The sequence below is a fragment of the Gynuella sp. genome (assembly GCF_050297175.1).
Classification (GTDB): domain Bacteria; phylum Pseudomonadota; class Gammaproteobacteria; order Pseudomonadales; family Natronospirillaceae; genus Gynuella.
In genome coordinates, this window is sequence record NZ_JBNKSF010000059.1 from 31,585 (window position 1) to 46,201 (window position 14,617).

General features: G+C 51.6%; 1 protein-coding gene (cut by a window edge). It reads left to right on the forward strand.

Annotated features, from left to right (window positions below; all coding sequences use genetic code 11):
* Positions 1 to 14,617, forward strand: the 5' portion of a protein-coding gene (locus ACQY6I_RS22280) for an amino acid adenylation domain-containing protein (RefSeq protein ID WP_428243750.1). The gene runs 3,647 nt beyond the window's last position; the window shows 14,617 of its 18,264 coding nt (coding positions 1-14,617); the start codon lies at positions 1 to 3; its stop codon lies beyond the right edge, outside the window.

Genomic DNA, 14,617 nt, shown 5'->3' on the forward strand with positions numbered 1-14,617 from the left:
ATGGATGAGAAACGAAAAAAACTTATAGAACTGCTAAACAAACGTCAGTCTTCACGCTCAGACGGCGATATTGCCATCATCGGAGTGGCCGGTCGTTATCCCATGGCAGACAACTTGGATGAATTTTGGGAGAACCTGCAATCCGGTAAAAGTTGTATACAGGAAATACCACCGGAACGATGGGACTGGCGTGAACACTATCATCCAGACGCCAAAACCCTGGATAAAAGTTACAGTAAGTGGGCTGGGTTTATCCGTGATGCGGACAAATTTGACGCTTCATTTTTTCAGGTGTCTCCGTTAGTGGCCGAAGCCATGGATCCACAGGAGCGGGTGTTTCTGGAAGTGGCCTGGTCAGCGGTTGAAGATGCTGCTTACACTCGTGACCAGCTGCGACATCACCACCCGGTTGGTGTATTTGTCGGCATCATGAACAGTAATTATGAATGGATGGGGGGAGAAGCTGCGGCAAAAGGCGTGTTAACCGATGCTCATTCAAATTTTTGGTCCATCGCCAATCGGGTCTCTTATATTTTTGATTTTCGTGGCCCCAGTATGGCGGTTGATACGGCCTGCTCATCATCATTGACGGCGATACATCTGGCCTGTGAAAGCCTTAAGCGTAAAGAGTGTCGGGTCGCGGTGGCTGGTGGGGTAAACCTGATCCTGCACCCGATGCACTTAAGCATGCTATCCAATCATCAGATGATTTCAAAAGGTCAGCAGCTCAAGAGTTTCGGTGCGGACGCTGATGGCTTTGTCGATGGCGAAGGTGCCGGTGCCATTGTGCTGAAACCACTGGTTGAGGCGATTGCTGCGGGTGATCGGGTTTATGCCGTGATCAAAGGTTCGGCGATTAACGCCGGTGGGAAAACCAGCGGTTATACCGTACCAAATCCCAGAGCCCAGACAGACGTGATTCATAACGCTTTACTGCGGGGCAACGTTGATTTTAATTCAGTCAGCTATATCGAAGCACATGGTACCGGTACGGCATTGGGTGACCCCATTGAAATTTCCGGTCTTTCCGGGGTTAGCCGGGTAACCAGAACCGGGTCTGTGGAGATGCCGGCAGTCGATTGCGCCATCGGCTCCGTCAAATCCAACATCGGTCATCTGGAATCGGCCGCCGGAGTCGCAGGTATCACCAAAGTGCTGCTGCAGATGCGTCATAAAACACTGGTTCCGTCGCTTCATTCGAATGTACTCAACCCCAAAATCGATTTCTCGGATTCCCGTTTTCAGGTGCAGCAGTCACTGACCGAGTGGTTACAACCGAGCTATCTCAATCAGCGGGGGCAGCATGTGAGTGTGCCGCGTCGCGCGGGTGTCAGTTCTTTTGGTGGCGGCGGAGCCAATGCGCATGTCGTGTTGGAGGAATATGTCGCGCCAGCCCGAACGGTACCCGTTGAATCGGAGTGCGGGCCGTATTTGATTCTGTTGTCTGCAAAAAATGTTGAACGCTTGCGCGAATATGCCGCCAATCTTCGCGAGTTTCTCGATCACCATATGCTATCTCTACAGGATGTGGCTTACACCCTGCAAACGGGACGTGAAGTCATGGAAGTGCGACTGGCCATCATTGCCAGGGAAACCGAAGAGCTAAAACGCCGAATCACGTCGTATCTGAATGAAGAGGGAAGTGAGAAGGACAGGAGCAATGAGGGTATTTATGATTCCCACATAGGCAGCGCTGTCGGGACCACAATACCTGAAGATGTGTCTGTGGCAGTCGATCATAATGATCTCCCTGTCCTGGCCCGCTGTTGGGTTCAGGGAAAACAACCGGACTGGTCCAGACTGTCTGCCTGGCGCGGGGCAGAAAAGGTAAGCCTCCCCACTTATCCGTTTGCTCGCAAGCGTTACTGGATACCACCGTTGCCGGTGGGCCAATCACCAGATGTCACTGAACGCATGTCTGAAACATCATCTGAACCGTCTCACCAGGGTGCGGTATTATCCTTGTATCGCCCATACTGGTGTGCTGAAGATCATACCATGCCGATAACAAGTCAGAGTGGTCGCCGGCAAACAGTGCTGATTATCGATAATGGTGATGACCTTGCTCAAAGACTCATCCTGTCACTGGAGCAACAGCATGATACTGACACGGTTATCCGTTTGAAGAGCGGACTGTCAGACTATGTTGCTGCACTCACCGGTATTTCCCATGTAGATCTGATTTATCATCTTGGCGGTCTGCCATCAGAACCCTTGTCAACCGATGAACTGGCCAAACTGAAGCACAGCCAGGATCATGGGCTTTTGACTTTGTTCCGGCTGATTCGACAGCTGGATCAACGCGGTTTTTGCCAACAAGCCATGACGCTCAAAGTTATTACCAATAATGTGTTTGGGCTGCCCGGCCAGCGAGTGACTCATCCATATGGCGCCAGTCTGCATGGCTTGTGTCAGGTAATACCCAGCGAATATCCATTGCTCAATGTTGTGGGTATCGATATTGACCTGCCGGACATTTTAGAAGCTGGCGCGTCAGATGATATTGATCACCTGGTGACCATGATCAGGCAGGAAGTAGCGACCGAAAACGGCAGAGCGGTTATGTTTAGACAGGGCGTCCGGTATCGTAAGACTTTGCAGGCGGTAGAGGTTCCGCTGCTAGAGCCGCCGCCGTTTCGACAGCAAGGTGTGTATTGTATTCTCGGTGGCGCCAGTGGCGTCGGTATCGAGTTCAGTCGTTATCTGGCCAAAGAGTATCACGCTAAAATTGTCTGGATTGGTAGAAGCGTTTTAAATGAACAGCAGCAACAGCACATTGCAGACATTGAGGCGGTCGGTGGAGAGGTTGTTTATCTTCGGGCGGATGGTTGTCAGCTTCAGCAAATGACACGTGCCGTGGCCAGCGTCCGGCAGCGTTTCGGGCGTATAAACGGTGTGATTCATTCCGCGATGATCTTTAATGATCGTGAAATCAATCGTATGGATGAGCGACAGTTTTTTCAATCCATAGCTCCCAAGATTACCGGCAGTGTCATTCTGAATCAGGTGTTCGCTGACGAATCATTGGATTTCATGCTGTTCTTCTCCTCGACCGGATCCTTTGAGGGGGGCATCGGTAACAGCGGATATATTCCAGGTACCACTTTTAAGGACGCCTATGCACATTATCTCGATCAGCTTCACAGCTTTCCGGTGCGGGTGATTAACTGGGGTTACTGGGGCAGTGTCGGTTCAGGTGCACAACCAGGTCTGGAGCGGTTTTTTAAAGCTCAGGGGATAGGTACTCTGTCGCCGCAACAAGGCATCGACAGTATTTGTCGTATTCTGGCCAACAGACCGGTCCAGTTAATGTCTATCGTTGCTGAGACAACTACACTGGAGCGATTGGGACTGGATACCCAGACCCGTGCAACTGCTTACCCACCACAGTTGGCACAGCTATTGAGTCAGACTCACCAAACATTACGCAACCCTTTACCGGCAGACATCACAGTGGACAACATCCGCCGTGATTTCAAAGCCATGGAACGGTTGTGTGAGCCGCTGCTGCTGGGCGTGTTTCAGGAGATGGGGGTTTTCCGTCGTGGCGGCGAGCGCCACGACATTTCCGTACTATTCACCAAGCTTCGAGTAATTGAGAAATTTCGGCGCTTGTTTGTGGCGCTGTTGAATATTTTGCAGCATGCCGGTTATCTGCAGGTATATGACCGTGAAGTGGAAACATTGGCTGTGATTGAAACGGTGAGGCCCCAAGCATGTAAAATCGAACTGATCAGCGCATTAAACGATGTTGCCCATCAGAACCCAGAGATCGAACCGACAGTGACCCTTGTGCGGCTGTTTCTGGAAAGTTACCCAGCTATTCTGACCGGAAAAATCATGGCGACCGAAATCATGTTTCCGGGGTCTTCAATGAAACTGGTGCAGAATTTCTATCGTGGCAATGCGGTGACCGATGCCTATAACATGCTGGTGTGTCAGGCTGCACAAACCTATGTGGAGCACAGAGCAATGCAGTTGGCCACGGGCGAGAAGATCCGGATTGTCGAACTCGGTGCCGGCACTGGGGCCACAACCGGAAAACTGCTGCCCATGCTGGCCAAGTTTGCTGGTCGCATCAGTTACACCTATACCGATATTTCGTCCATTTTCCTGGATTACGGCAAAGAGCAATATTCCGGGCAATATCCGTTTGTAAGTTTCAAGGCGCTGAATCTGGAGCACGATTTCGAAACGGAAGGGTTTGCACCGGGTACTTTTGATCTGATCGTAGCAACTAACGTCGTGCATGCCACTAAAAATCTGCGCAGCACCATTGGCAAAGCCAAAGCACTGCTGAAAACCAGTGGTTGGTTGGTATTAAATGAACTTACCGACGTGGTCAATATCACCACGGTGACTGGTGGTGTGCTGGATGGCTGGTGGTTGTTTGATGATGAATCCCTGCGTATCAAAGACGCGCCGCTGGCCTGCCCACAAACCTGGGAACGCATATTGCGTGAGGCAGGGTTTGACGAGGTCGTGATTCTTGATCACCTGGATTCTGGTGCCCGCAATTGTGGTCAAAATATCATCATCGCTGAAAGTGATGGTGTTATTCAGACGGTATTGGAAACACCTTGCAAACCCTCTTCAGAGACAGTTGTAGCCGACGCGCCGCTGGTGGACTCGTTAGCAGTGTTGGCCACACCCGTCGAACCATCATCGCCGGGATTTTTTGCGGAAAAATTCCGTGGTTGGGTGCAGGAGCAACTTAACCGGATCATTGTGTCTTCATTAAAACTGGATGAAGCGGTCGATTCTGACCGGCCACTGGCTGAGTATGGTTTTGACTCCATTACCGGTATGAAGGTGGTTAATGCTCTGTCGGAGCAGTTTGATGTCGATGTCGCTATTAAGATATTCTTCGAATATCAGACTATTCGTGAATTAGCGGATTATTTGATACAGGAAGGCATTTTTCCGATGCCTGAGCACACCGTGACGGCGGATTCCCATGCCCGTTTCCGTACGGCGCCGGCTGCCGGATCAGATGTCGAGTCGGTTAGCACTCGTCGGGGTTACAATCCCGATATCCTGCCAGTACCTGAGCATATTGCCGCGCCTGAGGTGTTCCCTCTGTCCCACGGACAACGGGCTTTGTGGATTATCGAGCAGGTTTCACCGAATAACTATGCTTACAATCTGCCACTGGCATTTCGGATCAGCAGTGATGTTGAGGTGCCGGTGTTGCGCCAGGCCCTGCAAAGTCTGATGAATCGTCATGACAGTCTGCGCACGACGATACAATTGCAAAACCGCGAGCCGGTGCAACAGGTGGTCGGTTGGCAGGCACTGGCACTGGAACAGAAATATCCGGCGATCAATGATGAACAGCGACTGCGGGATACCATCATCGCAGACGTGCAACAGCCGTTTGATCTGTCTGTCGGACCGCTGATGAAGGCCATCCTGTATACCCTGCCGAATCATCAGAATGTACTGTTGCTGAATTTTCATCATATTATTTTTGACGGCATTTCCATCCTTCATTTTCTACAGGAGCTGGAAGCCACTTATGCCCTGGCTTCACAGGGGCAGACCATCAATCTGCCAATGCCCAAAGTGGGTTTTAAGGACTTTGTCGCGTGGCAGCATGACATGTTATCCGGCCCAGAAGGCCAAACGCTGGAAGATTACTGGCTGCGACAAATGCCTGAACAGATACCGTTGCTGGCACTGCCATTGGACCGCCCACGTGGTCGTCAGCCAGGTTATCGTGGCGCTGCGCTCGAAGGTCGAATCAGTGCCGATATCACTACCGCTCTTAAATCGATGGCCGGACGAGAACGAACCACATTGTTCAATGTCATGCTGGCAGGTTATATGTTGTTGTTGCACCGGTATAGCGGACAGAACCAGATTCTGGTCGGTACCCCGACCGCAGGAAGGCCTGACTCGCGATTTGAGCAGGTGTTTGGTTATTTCATGAATATGGTGGTGATTAAAGGGGAGCTGTCTGGCAACCCGGATATCCGAACGTTTTTATCTCAGTTGAATAACACGGTCATGGAAGCGCTGGATCATGCGCATTATCCCCTTATTAAACTGGCTGAAAAATGTAATGAGCATGGTAAATACCATGCTCATGGGCTGATACAGACTGCATTTTATTTTCAAAACTGGGTGGATAAATCACAATCCACTGGATTGATCCGGGATATCTTTCCAGGTGTACATCAGACTGGTGAATTCGAGATTACCCTGGAAGTGGTCGAAGAAGCGGACGGTTGTCGTTACTGCCTGAAATATAATCCTGACCTGTTTGACCACACCACCATACAGCAACTGGGACAGCATTTTACCTTGGTCCTGGAGCAAATGGTCAGAAATGCTGAACAGCCGGTCGCGGCGATTTCCATGCTGACCGATGCAGAACAGCAACGACTGTTGGTTGACTGGAACCGTACCGATGCATCCTATCCGTCGGAAACCTCAGTGATAGATCTGTTTGAGCAACAAGCCGTTAGTCATGCGCTGGATACCGCCGTCATTTATGACAGTAGTTCCCTAAGTTATCGTGAGTTAAAAACCAAGACCCACCAACTGGCGACCTATCTGCAGCAGCATGGAGCGACATCCGGCTCTATTGTCGGTGTCTTTATTGACCGCTCTCTGGACTTGATAGTGGCGTTACTTGGTGTCATGAAAGCGGGGGCGACTTATGTGCCGCTTGATCCCACCTATCCGGCGGACAGGCTCGCTTATATGATTGATGACGCCGGCATTACCATGCTGGTCACCCAGTCCCGGATAGAAGATAAACTACCTGCCTGTCCTGCGGAGCGGATTCGTATCGATCAGGACTGGCCCAATATCGAACGCAGTTATCAGGATGACCTGTTGACCAATCACGGCTGGCGATCAGAGAGTCTGGCTTACATCATTTATACCTCGGGCTCGACTGGCAATCCCAAAGGTGTACAGATATCCCACCGAGCACTGACTAACTTTTTATGTGCTATGGCGAAATTGCCCGGTATTGGTGCTGCAGACCATTTACTGGCGGTAACCACCGTTTGTTTTGACATTGCCGGCCTGGAGCTGTACCTGCCCCTGATTGTCGGGGCGAGACTGGAAATAGCTCCCACGGCGGAACTGAAAAATGGTCTTGCGCTGGCGCGCAGGCTGGAGAGCAGTCAGGCGACGGTGATGCAGGCCACGCCCGCCACCTGGAGGATGCTCCTCGGTGCGAATTGGAGGGGGAACCCTGCACTCAAAATTTTGTGCGGCGGAGAAGCGCTCAGTGCTGATCTGGCAGATATTTTGGTGGGCTGCGGCAAAGAGGTCTGGAACCTGTTTGGTCCGACAGAGACAACCATCTGGTCTGCACTGAGCCGGGTGCAACAGGGCAAAAAAGTAACCATAGGCCGACCCATCGACAATACCCGGTTTTACGTACTGGATGACCGCTTGCAGCCGGTGCCAATTGGTGTGACCGGGCATTTGTACATCGGGGGGGATGGTCTGTCGGAGGGGTACTTTAACCGTCCTGAACTCACCGCGCGGAAATTCATCGATAACCCATTTGATGGCAGCACAGGTTCGCGGCTTTATAATACTGGTGATTTGGTTCGTTATCTGGCGGACGGTGAACTGGAATATGTCGGCAGAGACGATTTTCAGGTCAAGATCCGCGGCTATCGCGTCGAGCTGGAGGAAATCGAAACCCAGGTTCGTAAGTTGCCGGGCATTGAGGATGTGGTGGTGATTGCCCGCTCCCTCAATGACCGACATCAGGTATTGCAGGCCTATTGTACGTTTAGGGCAGTCATGCCGTTTCCGGACACGGAAACATTTCCAGGCCTACTGTCACAATGGTTACCTGACTACATGGTGCCCGCAGCCTTTTATGTGTTGAGGGAGTTTCCACAGACTTTGAACCGAAAGGTTGACCGCCAGAGAATATCCACCACTGATGTGGAGGTGTTACTGGCACAGTACGGTATAGAAGGCAATATTGGCAGACCTAACCGGCATGATGATAACCACCCGTTATCAGCATGGCACGATGCTTTGTGCCAAGCTCTCACAGACCGCCTGGGGCTTATGGTTGCACAGATCCTTAATCTCTCCGGTCAGATGGTCAGTACTGCCAGTCCTCTCGGTACATACGGTTTTGATTCCATCGGCTTTACCCAACTCAGCGTGGCGGTGAATGAAGAGTATGAGCTGGAAATCAACCCCACCTTGTTTTATCAATATTCCAGCATCGACAGTATTGCACGTTATTTGTTGCAGTATTCTGAGGATCGTATCCGGCGTAAACATCCGGACATAATTGAATCACCCATGGCGGTTGCACCAACGTCGCTATCAGCCCGATCGACAACCACAGGTTCGACCATCGCCAGACACGGCAGATTATCCGATAACGATCCTGTGGTGATTATCGGTATTGGCGGCAAAATGCCGCAGTCACCAAGCCTTGAAGTGTTCTGGCAAAACCTGTTGGACGAACAAGACCTGATCCAGGAGATTCCCTCTGAGCGTTGGGACTGGCGGGCATATTTTGGTGATTCAACCGACGCGGAAAAAAGCAATTCCCGGTGGGGTGGGTTTATTGGTGATGTCGATAAATTCGATGCGGCTTTTTTTGGCATTTCCCCTCGTGAAGCAGCACAGATGGACCCGCAGCAACGATTGCTGCTCGAAGTGGTCTGGCAGACGATTGAGGATGCCGGGTATCAGGCTTCGTCTTTGTCTGGTAGTAAAGTAGGTGTTTTTGTCGGTGCCACCAATGCAGATTATGCCGAAGTGCAGCGGCAGGCAGGGCAGGAAAGTTCCGGCCATACCTTGACAGGACTGGCTCATTCCATTTTGCCGAACCGAATATCCTATCTGCTCAATCTGCGGGGACCAAGCTGCGCCGTGGATACTGCGTGTTCTAGTTCGTTGGTAGCCATCCACCAGGCGGTTGCAGCGATTTTGCATGATGATTGTTACCTTGCACTGGCCGGTGGTGTCAGTCTGATTCTCGACCCTAAAATATATGTGGCTCTCAGTCAGGGCGGTATGCTCAGTGTCGATGGACGCTGTAAGGCCTTTGATCGGAGTGCCAATGGTTACGTGCGTGGCGAAGGAGCCGGCATGGTGTTGTTGAAACGGCTCTCTCAGGCGGAACATGATGGTGACCATATTTACGCTGTCGTCAAAGGATCAGCTCAGAGTCATGGCGGGCATACCAACTCGCTGACCTCTCCGAGCGCGGCGGCTCAGGCTGAGTTGCTGGTTGATGCGTACCGCAAAGCAGGTGTCGACGTGTCCACCATCGGCTACATTGAAGCTCATGGTACCGGTACAGCACTGGGGGACCCGATAGAGATCAATGGCCTGAAAACAGCGTTCAATCAGTTATCGGGCTCACCGTCAGCCGCTGCAGGCCTGATTGATACCGACTCGATAGTGCGAGTGGAGCATCATGGTCAGCCATACTGCGGCATCGGCTCCGTGAAAACCAATATTGGTCATTTGGAAGCCGCTGCTGCAGTTGCCGGCGTGTTAAAAACCCTGCTGGCACTAAAATACGGGAAGTTACCGGCAAATATTCATTTTAACGAGCAGAATCCGTACATCGATTTAAACGACAGTCCTTTCTACATTGTGCGGCAAACTCAGGAGTGGCCGCCATTTACCGATGCTCAAGGACGGGAGTTACCCCGGCGTGCAGGAGTGAGTTCATTTGGTTTTGGAGGGGCCTATGCCCATCTAGTGCTGGAAGAATACCGCGTTGACGACAGAGTAGCCATTGAACATGATCAGTATGTGATTGTGTTGTCTGCCAGGACCGATTCTGCGTTGAGAGTTTCGGTGACTCAGATGATCGGGTTTATAGAAACCGGGTTGATGGCGCCGGGTCACGCTCCGGCGCTGGCGGATATAGCTTATACCTTGCAGACCGGACGGGAGTCGATGGAAGTGCGACTGGCCGTGGTCGTTCGTTCCAGAGAGGAACTGCTGGAGCGGCTTAAGACTTTTCTGGCAGCTGATCATGATGAGCACAAACAGTCATCACTATGGTGTTACGCAAGTCGTAGTGATGCAGAGATGTCATGGGCATCGTCGATTAAAGGTCGCGCCTGGCAGCGGCTTGTGGCTGATCTGGCGGCAGAACAGGAATATGCATCATTGGCCAGTCTGTGGGTTTCGGGCGAACCGATAGAATGGACGCTGTTGTATCGGGATGCTGACCGTTTGCCTGTCAGAGTTTCATTGCCAACCTACCCATTTAGTAAAGACCGACATTGGGTGCAGAATGTCATGCGGCCGGAGAGATTCTCGGCCGGAAGGACAGCAGCCCTTCATCCAACATTGCTGGACACAAACATCTCCACTTTTGAGCAACAGGCGTTTGAAAAGACACTGTCCGGTGAGGAGTTCTATCTGACCGACCATATGGCTTCGGGTCGTAAAGTGTTGCCAGGAGTCGTGTATCTGGAAATGGCCCGGCAGGCCGGCATTCAATCTTGTCCCGGTTCAAGCGTTCAGCGCTTGGAAAATATTCTCTGGGCACAACCGGTGGTGATGAGTGATACCCGGCCACGGATTTTGCAGTTGGTGCTCCGGCCGACAGATACGACTGCCGGATATGAAGTGACCTCAGTGACAGACAATGGTGAAACTTTGGTACATGCCCAGGGCAAGCTCGTGTTTCAGTCGTCACCAGAGTCCTGGCCGGATATCGGCCAGCTGGATATCGAGGCCGTGCGACTGCACTGTCAATGGACCCGGACTGGCCAGCAGTGTTATGACTTTTTCCGTTCGGTCGATTTCCAATATGGCCCTGCGTTTCAAGTAATCCAGCAGTTACAGGGCAATAAGCAGGAAGTCCTGGCGTATGTGTCATTGCCGCAGCAGCAACAGGCCGATTTTTCACAATACCTGTTGCACCCATCGATGTTGGATGGCGCACTACAGGCTGTGGCATTTCTCATTAATCAGGATAGGGAAATTTCCAGTGTCCCGTATTTGCCATTTGCTATTGGCTCTATGACATTTGTATCCACCCTGCCGGAGCAAGGTTATGTGCATGTGACTCTGACCGGACATGGGCACGAAGACGGCTCGGTGTTGAAGTTTAATATCCGTATGATTAGTGAGCTGGGTGAAATCATGGTGGATATCCGTGACTATACCCTTAAAGCGGTTCCCCGTTCCAAACCGGTGATAAATGGTTCTCATGCTGTCGTACCGTCTGCAGAAAGTGTCCATCTGTTTCAACCGGTGTGGGAAACTAACCCGTTGCCGGATATCGGTGATCAGACGATAAACGATAATATCCTGGTACTTAACCCATCGGCCATTGAAACTGTTGTACTGACGCAGCAACTCAGAGCATCGGGCTTGACCGGCAACCTGGTGACGGTTGTACCAGGTGATGGTTTTGAACAATGTGGTGAGCAGGAATATCGCGTCAATTTTGCGGTTAGAAGCGATTACCTCAGGTTGCTGGCAGACCTCGCGGACAAGCATGCATTGCCAACCATTGTGTTGCACCCGGCGGGCCATCAACTACTGGCGGGTTCGCAGCCAGAACCTGACAAACATCTGCAGGACAGTGTGTATACGGTATGGTATTTCTGCCAGGCATGGATCGAGCGTGGTGATTCCAACCATGTCCGTTATCTCTACAGTATTTCCAGGGATTCAGAACGTTATCCGTTTGCCATTGGTCTTAAAGGGTTTGCACGCAGTATCCGGCAGGAAAATCCGCATATTGATATCTGCCTGATCGAGTATGATGATCCTCGCACTGTGCTGTTCCCTGTTGGTGAGTTACATGCCTCTGTAGCAGCTTGTGTCCGTTATCAGAATGGCCGGCGATTGATTGAACGCTGGCGGCGATATGCCCCGCCGTCGGATTTTCAACCGTCTGCCTCAGTGCTGATTCGACAGAACGGTGTTTATCTGATGACTGGAGGTGCCGGTGGCTTGGGTTTCCATTTTGCCGAGTACCTGATCCGTGCCGGCGCAGCCACGGTGATCATTGTCGGGCGGTCGGTGTTATCCTCTCAGCAGCGGCAGCAGTTTGATACCTTGCAGGTCAATGGCGCTCAGATTCTCTACGAACGGGTCGATGTTTCGAACTGTCAGACATTGCAACGGTTTATTGGTGAAATTCAGGCAGACTATCCGGCACTTAACGGTATTATCCATGCCGCGGGTGTGCTCCGGGATGGTCTGGTGTTGAAAAAGACCGATGCTGACATGAACGATGTGCTGCAACCCAAGGTACATGGCTCGGTCTGGCTGGATCATTTGACCCGTCATATGGACCTGGATTTCTTTGTGCTGTTTTCATCGACAGCAGCGGTTTTCGGCAATGTCGGGCAAGCTGATTATGCCTATGCCAACAGTTTCCTTGATGGCTTCGCGCATCGCCGGGAGGTGTTACGGGCAGCCGGAAAGCGCAGTGGTCAGACTATATCCGTTAACTGGCCGCTGTGGCAGGACGGTGGCATGCAGGCCTCTGATCAGATTAAACGTCTGATGTGGAGTGTGTTGGGAATGACACCCTTGCAGACCGCGGAAGGCATGGTCGCATTTGAGCAAATAGGCAGGTCGGGCCAGAATCAACTGTTGGTGGCCTCGGGGGATCTGGCGCATATTGAAAGTGCGTTGCCGGGCCTTCCGGAGGTGACTCAGAATCGCCTGTCAGAACCACCACCCTCTGCTGCGGTTCGTCAACAACCCGTGGCAATCGAAACTTCGGATCTTAAAATCCGGACAGAAGACCTGTTGCGCCGGGTGATCGCAACGGAGTTGCAGATATCTGCAGACAGCCTTGCCACTAATAAGCCGTTTGAGCGACTGGGACTGGACTCCATCATCATTATGAGTTTGACCCGGAAACTGGAAGGCATTTTTGGTGAGTTGTCCAAAACACTGTTTTTTGAATGCCAGACGCTTACCGAGCTGACGCAGTATTTCCTTGAGCACCATCACGATAAACTGATCAATCATCTGTTTTCGGAGTCGGTAGCGAATCACCAGGACGTCATCGTGGCAAAGCAGACCACATCGATAGCTAATCGATTTGATCACAACGGAATGACACCGAATCCGGCTGAAATGGTTAATAAGATAAGTTATTTGCCCCGGACAGAGGATGATATTGCCATTATCGGTGTCAGTGGCCGTTACCCTCAGGCAGAAAATCTGACGGAGTTCTGGGAAAATCTCAAACAGGGACGTGATTGTATCGAGGAGATCCCGGCTGATCGCTGGAATCATCAGCTGATTTACGACCCGGACCCTAATACATTTGGTAAGTCTTATGGACGTTGGGGAGGCTTCCTTAAGAACATTGATCAATTCGATCCACTGTTTTTCCGGATGTCGAAAATGGAGGCCGAGTATCTGGATCCGCAGGAACGACTGTTTCTGGAGTCTGTCTGGAATACGCTGGAGGACGCCGGTTATACCCGAGAAGGTTTGCGTTCATTCAAAACCGGTGTCTTCGTTGGTTTGATGTACGGACACTATCAGCTGCACGGCGTTGATCAGGCCATGAAAGGAGAAAGTCCGACGCCGTCTTCATCCTATGCGTCCATTGCTAACCGGACATCATTTTTCTTCGATTTTTCCGGCCCCAGCATGGCCATGGATACCATGTGTTCCTCGTCATTGTATGCCATTCATCTGGCCTGTCTGAGCATTCGTAACGGTGATTGTGATGTTGCATTTGCCGGTGGTACCAACATCTCCAGTCATCCTCTCAAATATATTCAGTTGAGCTATCGTAACTTTTTGTCAACTGATGGTCGCTGCCGCAGTTTTGGAGAAGGTGGTGATGGGTATGTGCCGGGTGAAGGTGTTGGCACTGTCCTGCTAAAGCGACTGGATCAGGCCAAGGCGGATAATGATCAGATCTATGCCATTGTGGCAGGTTCGGCGGTCAATCATGGTGGTACCACTAACGGCTTCAGTGTGCCCAACCCTAAAGCCCAGGGCGACTTGATTCAGCTGGCTATTCAGCGGGCGGGTATCAACGCTTCAGATATCGGCTATGTTGAGGCTCACGGCACTGGTACTTCATTGGGTGATCCGATTGAAATGACCGGGCTGCTGCGGGCTTACAAGGGGAGCGACTGGCAGATACAGCGTACGCCGATAGGTTCGGTAAAGTCTAATATCGGTCATACCGAATCCGCCGCCGGCATTGCCGGAGTCACCAAGGTTTTGTTGCAGATGAAGCACCGTCAACTGGTTCCATCTCTGCATGCGGAGGTAACCAACCCCAATATCAAATTTACCGAATCCCCGTTTTATGTGCAGCGTGAACTGGCGCCATGGCCGGCTGAATCCGATACCCATGGTCGACCGAAAGCCAGAATTGCTGCTGTCAGTGCTTTTGGGGCGGGTGGTGCTAACGGTCATGTGCTGTTGCGTGAGTATCTGACCGCGACGAATCCGGCTGACCGCAAACCAGGACCGTACCTGTTTTTACTGTCTGCCAGATCACTCGCGTGTTTGCAGGAATACAGCCAGCGCATGATCGATTTTCTGACCACCGCTGAATTACAACCGCAACTGTCGCAAGTCGCTTACGTATCTCAGGTGGGGCGTGAGGCCATGAAACAGCGTTTGGCGCTGGTGGTTTACGATCACACTGAAC